This is a genomic window from Klebsiella sp. 1SOBk5mer (genome assembly GCF_046603115.1).
In the GTDB taxonomy this organism is placed as follows: domain Bacteria; phylum Pseudomonadota; class Gammaproteobacteria; order Enterobacterales; family Enterobacteriaceae; genus Klebsiella; species Klebsiella quasipneumoniae.
Map to the genome: position 1 here is coordinate 216349 of NZ_JBKIUU010000002.1, position 18845 is coordinate 235193.

The 18845-nt window shown below is 58.7% G+C and carries 21 protein-coding genes, 1 tRNA gene and 1 pseudogene; 8 read left to right on the forward strand and 15 right to left on the reverse strand.

Annotated features, from left to right (window positions below):
• Nucleotide 1 precedes the first annotated feature (1 nt).
• The 3 genes from ACLH1U_RS06730 to ACLH1U_RS06740 all read left to right on the forward strand — a co-directional run bounded on the left by ACLH1U_RS06730 (nucleotide 2) and on the right by ACLH1U_RS06740 (nucleotide 1933).
• Nucleotides 2–481: a phage tail protein gene (locus tag ACLH1U_RS06730; protein ID WP_023317737.1), complete on the forward strand. Its 480-nt coding sequence runs from the start codon at nucleotides 2–4 to the stop codon at nucleotides 479–481.
• Nucleotides 481–1647, forward strand: a complete 1167-nt coding sequence (locus ACLH1U_RS06735; protein WP_264980046.1) for a phage late control D family protein — start codon at nucleotides 481–483, stop codon at nucleotides 1645–1647. Before ACLH1U_RS06730 ends, ACLH1U_RS06735 begins: the two co-directional genes overlap by 1 nt.
• A gap of 67 nt (nucleotides 1648–1714) precedes the next feature.
• Nucleotides 1715–1933 carry a DNA-binding transcriptional regulator gene (locus tag ACLH1U_RS06740; protein WP_023343301.1) on the forward strand — a complete coding sequence of 73 codons (219 nt, stop codon included), beginning with the start codon at nucleotides 1715–1717 and terminating at the stop codon, nucleotides 1931–1933.
• 157 nt (nucleotides 1934–2090) lie between these two features.
• Here the strand turns inward: ACLH1U_RS06740 and ACLH1U_RS06745 are convergent.
• A tRNA-Ile gene (locus ACLH1U_RS06745) sits at nucleotides 2091–2166 on the reverse strand.
• A 124-nt stretch (nucleotides 2167–2290) separates the two neighbouring features.
• On the opposite strand from ACLH1U_RS06745, the gene mug reads away from it, so the two are divergent.
• A complete protein-coding gene (mug, locus tag ACLH1U_RS06750) occupies nucleotides 2291–2797 on the forward strand; it encodes a G/U mismatch-specific DNA glycosylase (protein WP_002917636.1) in 507 nt (168 codons plus the stop codon).
• 99 nt (nucleotides 2798–2896) lie between these two features.
• Here the strand turns inward: mug and rpoD are convergent, their stop codons facing one another.
• The 3 genes from rpoD to rpsU all read right to left on the reverse strand — a co-directional run bounded on the left by rpoD (nucleotide 2897) and on the right by rpsU (nucleotide 7030).
• Nucleotides 2897–4738 (reverse strand): RNA polymerase sigma factor RpoD, encoded by a 1842-nt coding sequence (gene rpoD, locus ACLH1U_RS06755; RefSeq protein ID WP_004174339.1) that lies wholly within the window; start codon nucleotides 4736–4738, stop codon nucleotides 2897–2899.
• 219 nt (nucleotides 4739–4957) lie between these two features.
• Nucleotides 4958–6703 carry a DNA primase gene (gene dnaG / locus ACLH1U_RS06760; RefSeq protein ID WP_017899733.1) on the reverse strand — a complete coding sequence of 582 codons (1746 nt, stop codon included), beginning with the start codon at nucleotides 6701–6703 and terminating at the stop codon, nucleotides 4958–4960.
• Between the two features lie 111 nt (nucleotides 6704–6814).
• Nucleotides 6815–7030 carry a 30S ribosomal protein S21 gene (gene rpsU, locus ACLH1U_RS06765; protein ID WP_001144069.1) on the reverse strand — a complete coding sequence of 72 codons (216 nt, stop codon included), beginning with the start codon at nucleotides 7028–7030 and terminating at the stop codon, nucleotides 6815–6817.
• 237 nt (nucleotides 7031–7267) lie between these two features.
• Between rpsU and tsaD the strand changes: the two genes are divergently transcribed.
• On the forward strand, nucleotides 7268–8281 hold the full coding sequence (gene tsaD, locus ACLH1U_RS06770) for a tRNA (adenosine(37)-N6)-threonylcarbamoyltransferase complex transferase subunit TsaD (RefSeq protein WP_002916879.1): 1014 nt from the start codon (nucleotides 7268–7270) through the stop codon (nucleotides 8279–8281).
• Between the two features lie 44 nt (nucleotides 8282–8325).
• Here the strand turns inward: tsaD and ACLH1U_RS06775 are convergent, their stop codons facing one another.
• The 8 genes from ACLH1U_RS06775 to ACLH1U_RS06810 form a co-directional block, all read right to left on the reverse strand.
• Nucleotides 8326–9933: a purine-cytosine permease family protein gene (locus ACLH1U_RS06775; protein WP_102002599.1), complete on the reverse strand. Its 1608-nt coding sequence runs from the start codon at nucleotides 9931–9933 to the stop codon at nucleotides 8326–8328.
• A gap of 152 nt (nucleotides 9934–10085) precedes the next feature.
• On the reverse strand, nucleotides 10086–10703 hold the full coding sequence (gene ureG / locus ACLH1U_RS06780) for an urease accessory protein UreG (RefSeq protein ID WP_023291043.1): 618 nt from the start codon (nucleotides 10701–10703) through the stop codon (nucleotides 10086–10088).
• 8 nt (nucleotides 10704–10711) lie between these two features.
• Nucleotides 10712–11386 (reverse strand): urease accessory protein UreF, encoded by a 675-nt coding sequence (locus ACLH1U_RS06785; protein WP_032428994.1) that lies wholly within the window; start codon nucleotides 11384–11386, stop codon nucleotides 10712–10714.
• A 1-nt stretch (nucleotide 11387) separates the two neighbouring features.
• Nucleotides 11388–11864 (reverse strand): urease accessory protein UreE, encoded by a 477-nt coding sequence (ureE, locus tag ACLH1U_RS06790; RefSeq protein WP_017899736.1) that lies wholly within the window; start codon nucleotides 11862–11864, stop codon nucleotides 11388–11390.
• A 9-nt stretch (nucleotides 11865–11873) separates the two neighbouring features.
• Nucleotides 11874–13577 carry an urease subunit alpha gene (ureC, locus tag ACLH1U_RS06795; RefSeq protein WP_023291041.1) on the reverse strand — a complete coding sequence of 568 codons (1704 nt, stop codon included), beginning with the start codon at nucleotides 13575–13577 and terminating at the stop codon, nucleotides 11874–11876.
• A complete protein-coding gene (locus ACLH1U_RS06800; RefSeq protein ID WP_023291040.1) occupies nucleotides 13570–13890 on the reverse strand; it encodes an urease subunit beta in 321 nt (106 codons plus the stop codon). Before ACLH1U_RS06800 ends, ureC begins: the two co-directional genes overlap by 8 nt.
• Before the next feature lie 9 nt (nucleotides 13891–13899).
• On the reverse strand, nucleotides 13900–14202 hold the full coding sequence (locus tag ACLH1U_RS06805) for an urease subunit gamma (protein WP_002916871.1): 303 nt from the start codon (nucleotides 14200–14202) through the stop codon (nucleotides 13900–13902).
• Nucleotides 14203–14211: 9 nt separating this feature from the next.
• The gene (locus ACLH1U_RS06810) at nucleotides 14212–15036 is read right to left on the reverse strand and encodes an urease accessory protein UreD (protein ID WP_121936570.1); all 825 of its coding nucleotides are present in this window, start codon (nucleotides 15034–15036) and stop codon (nucleotides 14212–14214) included.
• Between ACLH1U_RS06810 and ACLH1U_RS06815 the strand changes: the two genes are divergently transcribed.
• Nucleotides 15026–15172 carry a hypothetical protein gene (locus ACLH1U_RS06815; protein ID WP_032428993.1) on the forward strand — a complete coding sequence of 49 codons (147 nt, stop codon included), beginning with the start codon at nucleotides 15026–15028 and terminating at the stop codon, nucleotides 15170–15172. The genes ACLH1U_RS06810 and ACLH1U_RS06815 overlap by 11 nt on opposite strands.
• Nucleotides 15173–15182: 10 nt before the next feature.
• Here ACLH1U_RS06815 and ACLH1U_RS06820 read toward each other — a convergent pair.
• Nucleotides 15183–15284 (reverse strand): annotated as a pseudogene (locus ACLH1U_RS06820) (hypothetical protein); the annotation flags it as partial.
• Between the two features lie 149 nt (nucleotides 15285–15433).
• Complete coding sequence (gene plsY, locus ACLH1U_RS06825; RefSeq protein ID WP_004205257.1) at nucleotides 15434–16051, reverse strand: glycerol-3-phosphate 1-O-acyltransferase PlsY; 618 nt, start codon at nucleotides 16049–16051, stop codon at nucleotides 15434–15436.
• Nucleotides 16052–16158: 107 nt separating this feature from the next.
• On the opposite strand from plsY, the gene folB reads away from it, so the two are divergent.
• Nucleotides 16159–16542, forward strand: coding sequence for a bifunctional dihydroneopterin aldolase/7,8-dihydroneopterin epimerase (gene folB, locus ACLH1U_RS06830; RefSeq protein WP_004150923.1), 384 nt, complete (start codon nucleotides 16159–16161; stop codon nucleotides 16540–16542).
• A 198-nt stretch (nucleotides 16543–16740) separates the two neighbouring features.
• Nucleotides 16741–17562, forward strand: a complete 822-nt coding sequence (bacA, locus tag ACLH1U_RS06835; protein ID WP_023291038.1) for an undecaprenyl-diphosphate phosphatase — start codon at nucleotides 16741–16743, stop codon at nucleotides 17560–17562.
• An 11-nt stretch (nucleotides 17563–17573) separates the two neighbouring features.
• On the opposite strand, the gene ACLH1U_RS06840 is transcribed toward bacA, so the two are convergent.
• Nucleotides 17574–18815 carry a multifunctional CCA addition/repair protein gene (locus tag ACLH1U_RS06840; protein WP_023291037.1) on the reverse strand — a complete coding sequence of 414 codons (1242 nt, stop codon included), beginning with the start codon at nucleotides 18813–18815 and terminating at the stop codon, nucleotides 17574–17576.
• Nucleotides 18816–18845: the final 30 nt, after the last annotated feature.

The following is an 18845-nucleotide window of genomic DNA, read 5'->3' on the forward strand; positions in this document are numbered from 1 at the left end:
AGTGATGCTTGCACTCGGTATGTTTGTTTTTATGCGCCAGACGTTGCCACACCAGACGATGCAACGCGATGCCGAATATCTGTGGCCGTCAAACTCACGCGTAGGTAAACGGGATTCTTTCCAGTATCTGGGGCCGGGGGAAGAAAGAATTACCCTGGCCGGTGTGTTATATCCGGAGCTCACCGGCGGAAAGTTGACGATGACAGCTATTCGTTTAATGGCTGACGAAGGGCGCGCCTGGCCGTTGCTGGATGGCACCGGTACTATTTACGGTATGTACGTCATCAATAATATCAGCGAGACAGGGAGCCTGTTTTTTGCTGACGGCACGGCGAGAAAAATTGATTTCACGCTGACACTCACCCGCGTGGATGAATCACTCGCGGCTCTGTATGGCGATATAGGCGAACAGGCTTATGCACTTATCGGCAAGGCGGGAAATATGGCCTCGTCAGTGTCTGGCATGGTGGGAATTAGCTGATGCTGGATATGATGAATCTCAATGCGGGCGGCGTCCTGACGCCAGATTTTATGTTGATGCTCGAAAGCAAAGATATTACCGGCAATATCAGTAACCGCTTAATGAGTCTGACGATGACCGATAATCGGGGATTTGAGGCCGACCAGCTTGATATCGAGCTCGATGACGCCGACGGGCTTGTCGAGTTGCCGTTACGTGGTGCCGTGCTGACGCTTTATCTGGGATGGAAAGGGTTTGCGTTAATTAACAAGGGCTCTTTCACTGTCGATGAAGTTGAACATCATGGAGCGCCGGATAGTGTGACAATCCGCGCCCGTAGCGCCGATTTTCGGGGGACGCTTAACTCACGTAGGGAAGAGTCTTGGCATGACAAGACGCTCGGCGAGATCGTGGCAGCGATAGCGACACGTAACAAACTGACGTCGAGCGTTATACCGGAGCTGGCCGGAATAAAAATTCCGCATATCGACCAGTCACAGGAATCGGATGCCAAATTTTTGACACGGCTCGCCGAGCGAAACGGCGGTGAGGTTTCGGTAAAAGCGGGAAAGTTACTTTTCCTCAAAGCCGGTCGTGGGGTTACAGCCAGCGGAAAAGCCATTCCGCAGGTCACGATCACCCGCAGCGATGGCGACCGCCATCAGTTTTCCATTGCTGACCGTGGGGCATATACCGGCGTTACGGCAAAGTGGTTGCACACCAAAGACCCGAAGCCACAAAAACAAAAGGTTGCGTTAAAACGCAAACCCAAAGAGCAGCATTTACGCGCGCTACAGCACCCCAAAGCCAAGCCGGTAACGAAGAAAAAAACGGTGAAGACGCCGGAAGCTAGGGAGGGTGAATACATGGTCGGCGAGGATGACAACGTGTTTGCCCTGACTACAATTTTTTCAACCAAAGCGCAGGCCATGCGAGCCGCCCAGGCTAAATGGGACAAACTGCAACGTGGTGTTGCTGAGTTTTCTATCAGGCTTGCGACAGGGCGCGCCGACCTCTACCCGGAGACACCCGTGCAGGTTTCAGGCTTTAAGCGCGTCATAGACGAGCAATCATGGACAATCACTAAGGTGATGCACTCTCTGAGTAATAGTGGCTTTACGACGAGTTTAGAGCTTGAGGTTAGATTGTTGGATGTCGAGTACGGGACTGAAGGGGAGGAAGAATAAAGTTATTCTCAAATTGTGAAAAAATGAGTATCATTAATTCACTTTATGTGAATTGTTGGGGTGTGAAATGTTCCATTGTCCAAAATGCCAGCACGCGGCACATGCGCGCACCAGTCGCTATCTAAGTGAGAATACCAAAGAGCGTTACCATCAATGCACTAATATAAATTGCAGCTGTACGTTTGTAACGATGGAATCGGTGGAACGTTTTATTGTTACGCCAGGAACGATAATCCCGGCCCCGCCTCATCCGACAGTTGGTGGTCAGCGCCCGCTATGGCTCTGAAAAAATTTCATAAAATGCCCGCCGCGAGCGGGTTTTTTTATATGATCTGAAAAGTGGCGGTAAAAAATGCACCGCCATTTTATCGCCACTCAATAACGATATAAGAAAAAAGCCACTCGCGTGAGTGGCTTAATTATATGATTTTAAAGCTAAAATTTGGTGGCCCCTGTTGGGTTTGAACCAACGACCAAGCGATTATGAGTCGCCTGCTCTAACCACTGAGCTAAGGGGCCGTGGCGAGGGATTATAAAGTAACTGACGGTTGCAATCCAGCGTAAAGCGCGCAGCTGCTGTTTTTATAAACAATGCATTTTCAATCCTTTATAATCATGTTTTAGCCATACAGCCGGAGAAAACATGATTAGCGATATCCTTGCGCCGGGCCTGCGCGTTGTCTTTTGCGGTATCAACCCGGGGAAGTCCTCCGCCCATACCGGCTTTCATTTTGCCCATCCTGGCAATCGCTTCTGGAAGGTTATCCATCAGGCCGGGTTTACCGACCGACAGCTCAGGCCGGAAGAGGAGCTGCAGCTGCTGGATACGCGCTGCGGCATCACCATGCTGGTTGAGCGTCCGACGGTGCAGGCCAGCGAGGTCGCCCTGCAGGAGCTGCGCAGCGGCGGCCGTGAGCTGGTGAGGAAGATTGAGGAGTATCAGCCGCAGGCGCTGGCGGTGCTCGGCAAGCAGGCCTTCGAGCTGGCCTTTAACCAGCGCGGCGCGAAGTGGGGGAAACAGGCCATGACCATCGGCACGACCCAGGTGTGGGTGCTGCCCAATCCCAGCGGCTTAAACCGGGCGACGCTCGATAAGCTGGTGGCGGCCTATCGTGAACTGGATGATGCCCTGGCGACCCGCGGCCAGTAGCGGAGAGGGGCGACTTTCCCCGAGCGACCAGCGAAACGCCATAAAAAAAGCTCCCCGCAGGGAGCTTTTTAACAGGCTGTAGACGATGCCCCGCGACGATTAATCGTCGAGGAAGCTACGCAGCACTTCAGAACGGCTCGGGTGGCGCAGTTTACGCAGCGCCTTCGCTTCGATCTGACGGATACGTTCGCGAGTAACGTCGAACTGTTTACCCACTTCTTCCAGCGTGTGGTCGGTGTTCATGTCGATACCGAAACGCATACGCAGGACTTTCGCTTCACGAGCGGTGAGGCCGGCCAGCACGTCGTGCGTTGCCGCGCGCAGGCTCTCGGTGGTCGCGGAATCCAGCGGCAGCTCGAGGGTGGTATCCTCGATGAAATCCCCCAGATGCGAATCTTCATCGTCGCCGATCGGCGTTTCCATGGAGATAGGCTCTTTGGCGATCTTCAGCACTTTACGGATCTTGTCTTCCGGCATCAGCATGCGCTCAGCCAGCTCTTCCGGGGTCGGTTCACGGCCCATCTCCTGCAGCATCTGGCGGGAGATACGGTTGAGCTTGTTGATGGTCTCAATCATATGCACCGGAATACGGATAGTGCGCGCCTGATCCGCGATAGAGCGGGTAATGGCCTGACGGATCCACCAGGTGGCGTAGGTCGAGAACTTATAGCCGCGACGGTATTCGAACTTATCAACCGCTTTCATCAGACCGATGTTGCCTTCCTGAATCAGGTCGAGGAACTGCAGACCGCGGTTGGTGTATTTCTTGGCGATCGAGATAACCAGACGCAGGTTCGCTTCCACCATCTCTTTCTTCGCCCGGCGGGCTTTCGCTTCACCGATGGACATGCGACGGTTGATATCCTTCACCTGCTCGATGGTCAGGCCGGTCTCTTCTTCGATCTGCTGCAGCTTCTGCAGGCCGCGCTGCACGTCTTCTTTCACTTCCAGCAGCTTCTCGGACCACGGCTTGTTCATCGCCACCGCGGCGTTGAACCAGGTTTCGCTGGTTTCGTTGCCGGTGAACAGGGTGATGAAGTTTTTCTTCGGCATTTTGCACTGCTCAACGCACAGCTTCATGATGATACGTTCCTGAGTACGAACGCGATCCATCATGCTGCGCATGCTGTTGACCAGGTAATCGAACTGCTTCGGCACCAGGCGGAACTGCTTGAAGACTTCGGACAGCTTCAGGATCTCTTCCTGGGCGGCGGCATGGCTACGACCTTTGGCTTTGATGGTGTCGCGCGTCAGCTCGTACTGGGTACGCAGCTCGGCGAACTTCTCACGGGCCAGCTCAGGGTCGATGCTGTTGTCGTCATCGCTGTTGTCGTCGGCGTCTTCATCTTCGTCTTCGTCTTCGTCGTCATCCATCTCTTCCTGAGACAGCTCGGAGCCAACGTGGGTGGCGGTCGGCGCCATATCTTCTTCGGCGTTCGGATCGACAAAACCGGTGATCAGATCGGACAGACGGGCTTCTTCCGCTTCAACGCGGTCGTACTGCTCAAGCAGGTAGGTGATCGCTTCCGGATATTCGGCAACGGAGCACTGCACCTGGTTGATGCCGTCTTCGATGCGTTTGGCGATGTCGATTTCGCCTTCACGGGTCAGCAGCTCTACGGTACCCATTTCACGCATGTACATGCGCACCGGGTCGGTCGTGCGCCCGATTTCGGATTCCACGCTGGAGAGCACCTGCGCGGCGGCTTCGGCAGCATCTTCATCCGCGGTGTTTTCGGCAAGCATCAGATCATCGGCATCCGGTGCTTCTTCCATCACCTGAATGCCCATGTCGTTGATCATTTGGATGATGTCTTCGATCTGATCGGAATCGACGATATCTTCCGGCAGATGGTCATTGACCTCGGCATAGGTCAGATAGCCTTGCTCCTTACCACGTTGGACAAGAAGCTTCAGCTGTGACTGCGGGTTTTGCTCCATAAGACGGTATCCACACTTAATTCGTTTGATTGGTGTCGGCAGGCGGGCTGTCGACATTTAAAGCGAGGGCGTACTTATATTATTGCCGCTGCGCCTCTGCGCGGCTGTCGGGGGCTTCCCGATCGATACTCGGCACTTAAGCCGTTAAATACGGTGTCCTTCACGTTGCTCTGCGTTCTGCTGCTGCATCAATGCAACGTGAATGACTGAGTCTGTCATTTATTTCTTCGCCAGCTCCTGGCTGATGGTCCAGAGCTCCCGGCGTTCCTCACTGCTTAAACCGTGTGTGCGATCGCGAGCTATCAACTCTTCCTGTCGCAGTTCCAGCAGTGAATCAAACATATGGTTGAGCGAGTCGGTGAAGGTTTGTTCAGCGATATCTTTATCTGCTATATCGTCCCACATCGACAGTTTTTCAAGGGTTGCGGCTTCTTTTGTGCCGCGATATTGCTCTAAAAGTTGCCCGGTTGTCAGACCAGGCTGCGCCAGACAGCTTTTCACCAGCTCACCGAACAGGCTCAGCCCCGGCATTTTGCGCGAGTCCAGCCCCTCCAGCGGTGGGACTAACGGCGCCAGATCCGGGTTTTGCACCAGCAGTCCTATCAGTATACGCATGGTCGTGCGTTTTAGCTGTGGTGCGGGGCGCGGCGCGCCATTTTCCGCCTGTTTTGGCATTAAACGTTCAAGCTGGGCGTCATCTAAAATGCCCAGCTTGTTGCCCAGCTCCTGACGCAAATAGATGCGCAAGGTTTCGCCCGGCACCTGGGTTATCAGCGGCAGCGCCAGCGTGCTCAGCTGCGCGCGCCCGTCCGGCGTGCTGAGGTCGACCTGCGGCAGCAGGCTGTTAAACAAGAACGTGGAGAGCGGCTGAGCCTGCTCCATCCGCGCCTCGAACGCTGCTTTGCCCTCTTTACGCACCAGCGTATCCGGGTCTTCGCCGTCAGGCAGAAACATAAAGCGCAGCTGGCGACCATCGGTCATGTACGGCAGCGCCGTCTCCAGCGCGCGCCAGGCGGCATCGCGGCCGGCCCGGTCGCCGTCGTAGCAGCAGATGACGTTATTGGTCACCCGGAACAGCAGCTGGATATGGTCGGCTGTGGTCGAGGTACCCAGCGAGGCGACAGCATAGTTGATGTCGTACTGCGCCAGCGCCACGACGTCCATATAGCCTTCGACAACCAGCAACCGCGGTGGTTCGGGGTTGTCCTGCTGCGCTTCATACAGGCCATACAGCTGACGGCCTTTATGGAATATGTCGGTTTCCGGGGAGTTGAGATACTTCGGCAGGGCATCGCCCAGCACCCGTCCGCCAAACCCAATCACCCGGCCTCGCTTATCGCGGATGGGAAACATTACCCGTTCGCGGAAGCGATCGTAACTGCGTCCCTGATCGTTGGTGACCAGCATGCCGGCATCAATAAGCGACTGGCGGTTTTCCTGATTGCCGCCAAAACGTTTTAAAACGTTATCCCAACCTGGGGGAGCATAGCCGATGGCAAAGCGCGTAATCACCTCGCTGCTTAACCCCCGTTTTGCCAGGTACTGGCGCGCAGGGTCGGCGGCGGGCTGCATCAGAGACTGTTGATAAAACGTATTCAGACCATCCAGTAACTGGTAGAGGTTCTGCCGTTGATGGCGCTCTATCTGGCTGGGTCCGTTGCCTGCTTCATAAGGCACTTCGAGGTTGTGCATGGCGGCCAGCTCTTCGACCGTTTCCACGAACTCGAGCTTGTCGTAGTTCATCAGGAAATCGATAGCATTGCCGTGCGCCCCGCAGCCGAAGCAGTGGTAAAACTGTTTTTCACCGTTGACGGTGAAAGAGGGGGTTTTTTCGTTATGGAACGGACAGCACGCGTGAAAATTTTTGCCCTGCTTTTTCAGCTTTACCCGCGCATCGATCAGATCGACGATGTCGGTTCTGGCAAGCAGATCGCTAATAAATACACGTGGAATTCGTCCAGCCATAAGCCCCGTTATTTCTGATGACTATAAACGAAAATAAGCCGCGCATTCCTTTCGGAAGCACGGCCTTACAACTACAACTCGGTCTGAATTGAGAGCGTCGCTCTCAACAGATTAGTACAGACGAGTACGGCGTGCGTTTTCGCGAGCCAGTTTCTTCGCGTGACGTTTCACTGCAGAAGCTTTAGCGCGCTTACGTTCGGTAGTCGGTTTTTCATAGAACTCACGACGACGAACTTCCGCCAGAACACCTGCTTTTTCGCAGGAACGCTTGAAGCGACGCAGAGCTACGTCGAACGGCTCGTTTTCACGTACTTTAATTACCGGCATGTGCCTCTCACCTTTGATTAATTCGGTTTGCCGCTGGCCGCAATGCCAGCTTATTTCAAAATGGTGCGGAATTTTACTGCAACTACTGCTGCTTTGTAAAGCACCGGCGCCTTTTTTGAAAGGGACTTTTATAAGGGTGAGGAGTATACACGAAGAGAGCACCAGGGGTGAGCAAAGTTTTACATCGCCGGTCATTGGACCTACACTGCGCGGTATTGAAGCGAGGTAAAACAACTCATGCGTGTACTGGGCATTGAAACATCCTGCGATGAAACCGGCATCGCGATTTATGACGACCAGCAAGGTCTGTTAGCCAACCAACTGTATAGTCAGGTGAAACTGCATGCGGACTACGGCGGCGTGGTGCCGGAGCTGGCATCGCGCGACCACGTGCGCAAAACGGTGCCGCTTATCCAGGCGGCGCTGAAAGAGGCCGGTCTGACGGCGAAAGATATCGATGCCGTCGCCTATACGGCGGGTCCTGGCCTGGTGGGGGCGCTGCTGGTCGGCGCCACCGTGGGCCGGTCGCTGGCCTTCGCCTGGAACGTGCCGGCGATTCCGGTACACCATATGGAAGGGCACCTGCTGGCGCCGATGCTGGAAGATAACCCGCCAGCGTTCCCGTTCGTCGCGCTGCTGGTCTCCGGCGGTCATACTCAGCTGATCAGCGTCACCGGCATCGGCCAGTACGAGCTGCTGGGCGAGTCGATTGACGATGCGGCGGGCGAAGCCTTTGATAAAACCGCGAAACTGCTGGGGCTGGATTATCCCGGCGGGCCGATGCTGTCGAAAATGGCGTCCCAGGGTACTGAAGGCCGCTTCGTCTTCCCGCGTCCGATGACCGACCGTCCGGGGCTGGACTTCAGCTTCTCCGGTCTGAAAACCTTCGCCGCCAATACCATTCGCAGCAACGGCGACGATGAGCAAACCCGCGCCGACATCGCCCGCGCGTTTGAGGATGCGGTCGTCGATACGCTAATGATTAAATGTCGCCGCGCGCTGGAGCAAACCGGCTTTAAGCGTCTGGTGATGGCGGGAGGCGTGAGCGCCAACCGCACCCTGCGGGCGAAGCTGGCGGAGATGATGCAAAAACGCGGCGGCGAGGTGTTCTACGCCCGCCCTGAGTTCTGTACCGATAACGGCGCGATGATCGCCTACGCCGGCATGGTGCGTCTGCAAACCGGCGCCAAAGCCGAGCTCGGCGTGACGGTCCGCCCGCGCTGGCCGCTGGCCGAGCTGCCTGCCGCCTAAAGCGTCCTGACACAGGCCGACGTCACGTCGGCCTGCCTTCCTGACTACTCCATACTTTTACACAGCGAGCAGATGGCGCCCTGATGCTTATGCGAGAGCATCACGTCCGGGCGCTCGTACTCTTCCTCACAGCTAACGCATTGATATACGGTGGTCGAGGCGTTCCCCGCCGCGTCATAGCGAGGTTCGGCGATCCCGTCATCTCTCTGCTTAATGTAGTAGCGCCCGCGGGTGAGGATCCCCATCAGCGGGGTCATGACAAAGGCGACGACCAGCGCAATCAGCGGCGAGAACGGCGCCAGCGTCGTCCCCAGCAGGCCGAAGAAGGCGCAGATCGACAGCCCGGCGGCCAGGCCAAAGGAGACTACGCCCACCGGGTTCACATTGTAGATCATGCCGCGACGATACTCCGGCTGCGCCGGCGCCAGCTTGAGCAAGCCTTTATTAAAGGTGATGTCGGTCGCCACCACCACGACCCAGGCGATGGCGAAGTTGGAGTAAAAGCCGAGGATCCACGACAGGGCGCTGAACATATCGCCTTCCATCAGCGCCAGGGCAATCGCCAGGTTGACCACCACAAAAATAATCCGCCCCGGATAGCGTTTGGTGGTGCGGGTCCAGGCGCTGGTCCACGCCAGCGAGCCGGAATAGGCATTGGTGACGTTAATTTTGATCTGCGAGATCACCACCAGCACCACCGCCAGCGTCAGAGCCAGCCAGCCGGGCACCAGGTTATCGAAGACGCTGACGAACTGCTGCACCGGTTCGGTATTGTGTACCGCCGGGAAACGGGTCAACAGATAGAAGCCGAGGAAAGCGCCGATAATCTGTTTGATCGCGCCTAGCACCACCCAGCCCGGGCCGGCGGAAAAGACCGCCAGCCACCAGGCTTTACGGTTCTCAGCGGTTTTAGGCGGCATAAAGCGCAGGTAATCAATTTGCTCGCCAATCTGCATGATCAGCGACAGGCATACCCCGGCGCCGAGCATGATGGCGGTGATATCCACCGTCGACGCGCTGTTTTTACCGGCGAAATGCAGGAAGCCGTCCACCAGCTGCGGATCCTTGACAATCAGCCACACCACCGGCACCACCATCAGCACCAGCCACAGCGGAGTGGTCCACACCTGCAGGCGGGTCAGGGCCTTCATGCCATAGACCACCAGCGGGAGCACCATCAGGGTGGCGATCAGATACCCCATCCACAGCGGGATCCCGAGGCCCACCAGCAGCCCCTGGGCCATGATCGAGCCTTCGAGGGCGAAGAAGATAAAGGTGAAGCCGGCAAAAATAATGCTGGTGATCACCGAGCCGAAATAGCCGAAGCCGGCGCTGCGGGTGATCAGGTCAAGGTCAATGTTGTAGCGCGCGGCGGTGATCGCCAACGGAATGCCGGTGAGGAAGATCACCAGCGCCGCCACCAGGATCGAATAGATGGCGTTGCTGGTGCCCCAGGCCATACCGATGCTGGCGCCGATGGAAAAGTCCGCCAGATAGGCGATGCCGCCCAGCGCCGTGACCGCGACGACGCCCGGTCCCCAGCGGCGGAAGCTCAGCGGGGCGTAACGTAAGGTGTAATCTTCTAAGGTTTCCCGGGAGCCGGAAGTCCGCGCGGTCGCGGGTAATTCAGGGTTGAGATCCAGTGATGACATAGTCATTCCTTAATGGTTAGGCATGACTTGAATTAGCAAACCTTATGCCATATTGCAGGGCAGGCGTGGCGGGGAGGGTGGTGCAGGGTGACAGAAGAGAGGGCATGAGCTGCACCATCCGGACGCGCTTGCGCCCGGCTGGTGCAAAAGGCCTATTTGCCGAGCATGCCTTTGTCTTCGAGGAAGGCAATAATGGTGCTCAGGCCGTCGCCACGCTTCAGGTTGGTGAAGGTCCATGGGCGATCGCCGCGCATACGCTGGGTATCGCTCGCCATCACCTCCAGTGAAGCGCCCACATAGGGGGCAAGGTCGGTTTTATTGATCACCAGAAAATCGGATTTGGTGATCCCCGGCCCGCCTTTGCGCGGGATCTTCTCCCCTTCGGCCACGTCGATAACATAGATGGTCAGATCCGCCAGCTCCGGGCTGAAGGTGGCGCTCAGGTTATCGCCGCCGCTTTCCACGAAGATAAGGTCGAGGTTACCGAACTTTTCACTCAGCGCTTCCACCGCGGCGAGGTTCATCGAGGCATCTTCACGGATCGCCGTGTGCGGGCAGCCGCCGGTTTCCACCCCGACAATGCGTTCAGGCGCCAGCGCGCCCGCTTCAGTGAGGATGCGCTGATCTTCTTTGGTGTAGATGTCGTTGGTGACCACCGCCAGCTGCCAGGTATCGCGCATCGCTTTGCACAGCGCTTCCAGCAGGGCGGTTTTACCGGAGCCGACCGGGCCGCCAACGCCGACGCGCAGCGGGTGTTTATAAGAATTCATGGCTTCTCCTAGGAACGGAATAATCGGGAGTATTGGGTTTCATGCCGGGCAGAGGCGATGGCGGCGAGCGGCGTGGCCGATCCGATATCGCCGTCCGGCGCGGCCAGCGCGCGGGGCATCGCCGCCGCGTAGTGGTCGCAAAGACGTAAAATCAGCTGTTGAGCGGCCTGCTGGCCGAAGGGCACCAGCTTAACGCCGGCCATCACGGCGCTCTCAATCCAGCTGTAGCCCAGGCTTAGGGCCATCTCGGGCAGCGCGATGCGCCAGCGCACGCCGAGCCAGGCCATCCCGGCGAGCTGGCTTTGCTGGCACAGCGTGCGCCACGGCGGTGGACAGTCCGGCTGCCAGTCGCCAAGCAGGCGGGCAAACGCCGCGCCGCGGTTGCGCTCTTCCTCCCGCAGTTCACGGGTCTCCCGGCAGGCCAGCAGATAAGCCGTCCAGCGCCGGGCCGCGGCGATATCGCCTTGTTCGCAGGCGCGGTACAGTCGGGCGAACAGCGGCAGGTCGACGGTAAAAAAGCCTTCCGTCATCTGCCGTCGCTGCCAGCGCTCAAAGGCCGCGACGTCCGGCACCCATCCGGCTTCCACAGCCCACTCCAGCCCCTGGGACCAGCTGTAACCCCCTACCGGCAGGTTGCTGCTGGCCAGCTGCATCAGCCGCAGGCGTTGTTCCGCTGTCGACATGCTAGTGGCTGTGAGCGTGGTGGTCATGATGAGCATGATGATGACCGTGGCTTTCGCTGGCGTAAGCGCCGGCTTCCGGCTCGAACGGCAGCTGGCCAAAGGTCACCGTCAGGCCGAACTGGCGCAGCATATCGTCCAGCACATGATCGTGATGGTAGCGCAGCTCGCCCGGCATGATCTGCAGCGGTACGTGACGATTGCCGAGGTGGTAGCAGGCCTTCGCCAGCATAAACGGATCGTCGCAGCGCACCACCGACACCCCTTCATCAGCGGCAATCACCTGCACAAATTCGGTGCCGTCTTCGTTGCTGAGCACATCGCCGCCGCGCAGCAGCAGCCCGCGGGGCAGCAGCAGGCCGGCTTCCCGGCCATCGTTGAGGGTGACTTTTACCCGGCTTTTGACGCGAACATCAATCGGCAGCGTAACGCTGGCGGTCGCGGCGGCGGGGGTCTCCAGACGTTGAGTTAAATAAAGCATCCGCTCTCCTTAAAACAGAAAATAACGTTGCGCCATCGGCAGAACCTCTGCCGGCTCGCTGGTGATGAGTTCGCCATCCACCCGCACCTCATAAGTCTGCGCGTCGACGGTGATGTTAGGCTGCAGGCTGTTGTGCACCATGTCGGCTTTCTGCACCGTACGGCAGCCTTTCACCACGGCGATCGCGCTGCGCAGGTTCAGCCGCTCGGCAACGCCGTTGTCCGCCGCCGCCTGCGACAGGAAGGTGAGGCGGCAGTGATGGCGGGCGCTGCCCAGCGCGCCAAACATCGGACGGTAGTGCACCGGCTGCGGGGTTGGAATTGAGGCATTGATATCGCCCATCGGCGCGATGGCGATCATGCCGCCTTTGATCACGGTGGCCGGTTTCACGCCGAAGAAGGCAGGCGACCAGACCACAAGGTCCGCCAGCTTACCCACCTCAATGGAGCCGACTTCGTGTGCGATGCCGTGGGTCAGCGCCGGGTTGATGGTGTATTTGGCGATGTAGCGCTTCACGCGGAAGTTGTCGTTATCCCCGGTCTCCTCCGCCAGCGCTCCGCGCTGCACCTTCATGCGGTGCGCCACCTGCCAGGTGCGGAGAACCACTTCCCCGACGCGGCCCATGGCCTGCGAATCCGAGGAGGTGAGCGAGAAGGCGCCAAGGTCGTGCAGCACGTCTTCCGCAGCGATGGTTTCCCGGCGAATGCGCGACTCGGCAAAGGCCACGTCCTCGGCGATGTCCGGGTCCAGATGGTGGCAGACCATCAGCATATCGAGATGTTCATCGATGGTGTTAAGGGTGTAGGGCAGCGTTGGGTTGGTGGAGGACGGCAAAATGTTCGGGTGGGCGCAGGCGGTGATGATATCCGGCGCATGGCCGCCGCCGGCCCCTTCGGTATGGAAGGTGTGAATGGTGCGCCCGCCGATGGCGGCGAGGGTATCTTCCACAAAACCGGACTCATTGAGCGTGTCGCTGTGCAGCGCAACCTGAATATCCATCTCATCGGCGACGGTTAACGCGCAGTCGATCGCCGCCGGGGTGGCGCCCCAGTCCTCATGGATCTTCAGGCCAATAACGCCCGCCGCCACCTGCTCGCGCAGAGCGTCCGGCTGAGAAACGTTGCCCTTGCCCAGCAGGCCGATATTGACCGGCAGGCTGTCGGCCGCCTGCAGCATGCGTGAGATATACCATGGCCCCGGGGTGCAGGTGGTGGCATGGGTACCCGCCGCCGGGCCGGTGCCGCCGCCGACCATGGTGGTCACGCCGGAGACCAGCGCCTCTTCCGCCTGCTGCGGACAGATCCAGTGAATATGGGTATCGATCCCGCCGGCGGTGACGATTTTTCCTTCGGCGGCAATCACTTCCGTCGCGGCGCCGATGGGGATGGTGACGTTGGGCTGAATGTCGGGGTTGCCGGCTTTGCCGATGGCGAAGATCCGACCGTCCTTCACGCCGATATCGGCCTTAACGATCCCCCAGTGATCGACGATCAGCGCATTGGTGAGCACCAGGTCGACACAGTCGGCGGCCAGCATCTGTCCCTGACCCATCCCGTCGCGGATCACTTTGCCGCCGCCGAATTTGACCTCTTCCCCGTAGGTGGTCAAATCGTCCTCCACCTCTATCCACAGCTCGGTATCGGCCAGGCGCACCTTGTCGCCGATGGTGGGGCCGAACATGTCGGCATAGGCCTGGCGTGAAATATTACTCATCGTTTGCCTCCAGAGGGCCCATGACCTCGCCGCGGAAGCCGAAAACGGCGCGGTGACCGGCGAAGGCCACCAGCTCAACCTCGCGTTTCTGGCCAGGTTCAAAGCGTACCGCCGTGCCGGCCGGGATATTCAGGCGATAGCCGGTGGCCTGCTGACGGTTGAACTTCAGCGCCGGGTTGACCTCGGCGAAATGGTAGTGCGAACCGACCTGAATCGGCCGATCGCCGTGGTTTTCAACGACCACGCGACAGGTCGCCCGGCCGGTGTTGAGGGCTATCTGGCCGGGCTTAACGTGATATTCACCGGGGATCATGGCGCTACCTCAGATAATCGGGTTGTGAACGGTGACCAGCTTCGAGCCGTCCGGGAAGGTGGCTTCGACCTGGATATCCGGGATCATTTCCGGGACGCCCTCCATCACCTGCTCGCGGGTCAGGACGTGACGGCCTTCCTCCATCAGCGAGGCCACGCTTTTGCCGTCGCGGGCGCCTTCCATAATAAAGGCGCTGATCAGGGCCACGGACTCCGGATAGTTGAGCTTCAGGCCGCGGGCCAGGCGGCGTTCCGCCACCAGCGCGGCGGTAAACAGCAACAGCTTGTCTTTTTCTCGGGGGGTCAGTTCCATAACGTTCTCTTAAGTCAGCCAGATTCGGGGAAGTACGGGGGATTTGCCGGTGAGATGAGGGCGCAGAAACTGCCAGACGTCGCGCATCACCTGCTGGCAAACCAGATTATCGTCACTGAGGAAGCGCACCGTCAGCAGGCGGTCGGTCAGGCTGGCGCCGGCGTAGAGGCCGAGCGGCGCCAGCGCGTCGCGCACCCCGTCGAGCAGGGCATCGGTTGCCGGATAGCACAGCAGCGTGCCGACCCAGGGGCGTCCGGCGACGCTGGACAGCTCTCCCTCCTGCAGGTGCAGGCGCTCGACCAGCAGCGGCTCATCGTCCACCCATACTTCCAGCCGGTTGCTGAGGGTGCCGTGGCTGAAGGTTTCGCCGATCACCGGGCGGCCAAGGCAGAGCAGATCCCAGGCCAGCAGCGTGCTGGAGACACAAAGGTGAAAGGTGGTGGACAGCCGGGCGTTCGCCCCGGGAAAGAAGATGGCATCCTGTGGGAGCCACTCCAGGGTCGCCTGCGGGGCGAGGGTCAACCGCTGGCGCAAAAGCGCTTGCGCGCCGCTGCTGCGGTAAAACTTGCTGGCGCCAGGCATGGTTATCAGGGTATGGCAGCCGGGATCAAGGTGGGCGCTAATCGTCAGCTCATCACCGCCGACGATGCCGCCGGGGGGATGAAGCAGATAGAGATGACAGGTCTCTTCTTCCGGGTAAAACGGGCGCTGGACGGTCAGCGGGCCGACGTGTTGGGCGCTGGCGAGAACGGTCTTGCCGCCGGCCTGCTGAAAGCGCAGATCCAGCGTGGCCTGCCAGCCTTTTTTGAGTGGTGGTAACACGGTGCCGTGCAATGTTGCGCCCCTGCAAAATCAAGATAAAACAGCAGCAATGAGTATTGATCGGCGGGAGATTATCCCGGTCATACGAAACGCTTATGTCATCTGTTACCCGGAGCGTCGCATCGGGCGCGAGGGGAAAGCGGCATAACCGCTCCGGATTATTCACCCGGATAATCATTGCCGTCAATATCCTGAACCGTTGCCTGGCCGCGGCGGAAAAGGCGTCAGCGCGGTTCACGCCGCGCCGCCGGTCGCTGGCGGGAATTTTGCTGTGGGTCGCCACTAACGCATTGTTACAAAAGGGGGATGTGGCGATGATCGCCAATCATGATGACGTAAGGCGAAAGAGCGGGTGAGACCGCTAAATAGAATCGGGGATCCCTCCGGCTGGGGTGGCCGGGAGGGGAGATTACTTCTCTTCTGGCGTTTTTTTCTTCTTCACCCGCGTCCAGATTTTGCTCTCCTGGCGGCGCCACAGACGCTGAATGTTGTCGTGATGGCGCAGCAGGATCAGGCAGGAGAGCATCGACACCGGGAAGGTGTACTGTGGTTTGAACCACCAGACGTAGAACGGAGCGATCAGCGCGCTGACGATAGCGCCAAGGGAAGAGTAACCGCTGAGCAGGATGGTCAGCAGCCATGTCCCGGCCATCACGCCGGTCAGGTCGAGGCCGATGGGGGCGATAGCGCCGAAGGCCGTGGCGACGCCTTTACCGCCGCGGAAATGAAAGAAGACTGGCCAGATGTGGCCCACGCAGGCGGCAATCGCCACTAAACCCAGCCAGAACGGCGTCAGGCCCAGCGCCCAGGCGCCCCATACCGGCAACATGCCCTTCAGCACATCAAAAATAAGTACCGCTACGGCCGCCCCTTTTCCGCCGATTCGTAGTACGTTAGTGGCCCCGGGGTTGCCTGAGCCGCTGTCGCGTGGGTCGGGCAGGCCAGCAAGGCGACATACCAGAATGGCGCTGGAAATGGAGCCGCAGAGGTAGGCGAGGAGTACCAGTCCAGGCGCGATTGCACTCATAACGCTGTTCCGTTTTGAAAATGTCGTTGTATTCTCTGCATCTGTGGATAATACGCATAATTCGCCGGAAGTGGTATCCGGTTTAGCTAAAAAGCAGGCAGGGCGTGATGGATATTGTATTTATAGAGCAACTTTCGGTAATCACCACCATTGGTGTTTATGACTGGGAACAAACCATTGAACAGAAGCTGGTGTTCGATATCGAAATTGCATGGGATAACCGCAAGGCGGCCGCCAGCGATGATGTCAGCGATTGCCTTAGCTATGCTGATATCAGCGAGCGCGTCATCGCGCATGTTGAGGGGGGAAAATTCGCGTTAGTGGAGCGGGTGGCGGAAGAGGTGGCCGACCTGCTGCTGGAGACATTCCAGTCGCCATGGGTGCGCATTAAAGTCAGCAAACCTGGCGCCGTGGCTCGCGCGGCAAACGTCGGGGTGATTATTGAACGTGGCCTTAATCTGAAACAAAACTTTTCAGGTCATACTTGTTAAACAAATTGCGTTTATACCGGTCATAGCATCCGGTCATCAGGCAATTTTACTGGCGATCTCCTACCAGAACGGCAGGTGAATCCTTGTGTACGCCGTGTACGCTGCGGATTGCGCGCCCTCTGGCAGCCGGGTTATGCCTGTTGAACGATACCGTGTTCCTGGTTTTTTTCATTTTACTTTTTTAAAGGGTTTAATTGGATGAGCGATATACACTCGCTGCTGGTGGCGGCAATATTGGGTGTGGTTGAGGGGTTAACAGAATTTTTACCTGTTTCCAGTACCGGTCATATGATTATTGTTGGTCACCTGCTGGGGTTTGAAGGTGATACGGCAAATACCTTTGAAGTGGTTATTCAGCTAGGCTCGATACTCGCCGTGGTGGTGATGTTCTGGCGTCGCCTGTTCGGCCTGATCGGCATCCATTTCGGCAAGCCGCCGGCGCATGAAGGCAAGGGCAGCGGTCGCTTATCGCTTATCCATATCCTTCTCGGCATGATCCCCGCGGTGGTGATGGGGCTTATTTTCCACGACACCATTAAGTCCTTGTTTAACCCGGTAAACGTGATGTACGCCCTGATTGTCGGCGGTGTGCTGTTAATTGCGGCGGAAGTGCTGAAGCCGAAACAGCCGCGCGCGGTCGGGATTGACGATATGACCTATCGTCAGGCATTCGTTATCGGCTGCTTCCAGTGCCTGGCGCTGTGGCCGGGCTTCTCCCGCTCAGGGGCGACCATCTCCGGCGGCATGCTGATGGGCGTCAGCCGCTACGCGGCGTCGGAGTTCTCATTCCTGCTGGCGGTACCGATGATGATGGGCGCCACGGTGCTGGACGTCTACAAGAGCATCGGCTTCCTCAACATGGGCGATGTTCCGATGTTTGCCGTCGGCTTCGTGATGGCGTTTATCGTGGCGCTGATTGCGATTAAAACCTTCCTGCAGCTGATCAAACGGATCTCGTTCATTCCGTTCGCTATCTACCGCTTTATCGTCGCGGCAGCGGTGTACGTGGTCTTTTTCTAAGGCCATCGCCCTCAGCCTTGCGGCTGGGGGCAACGCTGTTCCTTCCACTGCGCCACCGCCGCAATTCTCCGCCGCGTCAGCTCTTCGCGAATTTCCGCCCCTTTAAAGCCCGCTGCTACCACCTCTTTGGTGGAGACCGACTGCGCCACTTCCCAGGCTTCCAGCAGCAGGCGCCCCTGCGGATAATCGCTGGCCTCAAAGCCGGTGCGCCCGCGGACGTCGGCTTCGCTGGTGAGGGCGATCTGTTGCACGCGCTGCGGTTTACGCCAGGCGTCAATGCTGTCGAAAAGTTTGACGAGGGTTTTTGGCTGCAGGATCGGCAGGGTGTGGATCAGATCATGGTACTCCGCCACCAGTTTCGCGAGATCGCGGATATCGTTCGGCACCCGCAGACGCGCGCAGAGCTGCTCCACCAGCTTGACTCCCGCCGGGCCATGGCCGTGGTGACGCGGCCAGAGCGCTTTCGGCGTCAGCCCTTTGCCGAGGTCATGGCACAGGGTGGCGAAGCGCACCTCGACGTCCGGCGATAGCATCGCGGCCATCGTGACGGTCATCAGGGTGTGCAGGCCGGTATCGATTTCCGGGTGCCATTTGGCCGGGGCCGGCACGCCGTACAGGGCGTCAATCTCCGGGAACAGCACCTTGAGGGCCTGGCAGTCGCGCAGCGTCTGGAAAAAGACCTGCGGGTTGCGGGTGGTCAACGCGCTTTCCGTCTCTTTCCACACCCGCTCCGGCGTTAAATGGGCCAGTTCGCCAGCCTCAACCATGGCGGCCATCAGGGTCTGGGTCTCTTCGGCGATGCGAAAACCGAGATGGGCATAGCGGGCGGCAAAGCGCGCCACGCGCAGCACGCGCAGCGGGTCTTCGCTAAAGGCGGGAGAGACATGGCGCAGCAGGCGCTGGCGGAGATCGTTTTGTCCGCCGTAGGGGTCGATAATCGTGCCGTCGGCATCCTGGGCGAGGGCGTTGACCGTCAGGTCGCGGCGCAGCAGATCCGCCTCAAGAGTGACGTCCGGGGCGGCATAGCAGGTAAAACCGGTATAGCCTGCGCCGGATTTGCGCTCGGTGCGGGCCAGGGCATACTCTTCCCGGCTTTGCGGATGAAGGAACACGGGAAAGTCGCGGCCTACCTGCTGATAGCCCGCGTCAAGCATCTGTTGCGGGGTGGCGCCCACCACCACCCAGTCTCGGTCTTTGACCGGCAGTCCTAACAGCGCGTCGCGCACCGCACCACCGACCAGATAACTCTTCACGCCTGATTCTCCCGTATCTGTTTTTCGCAA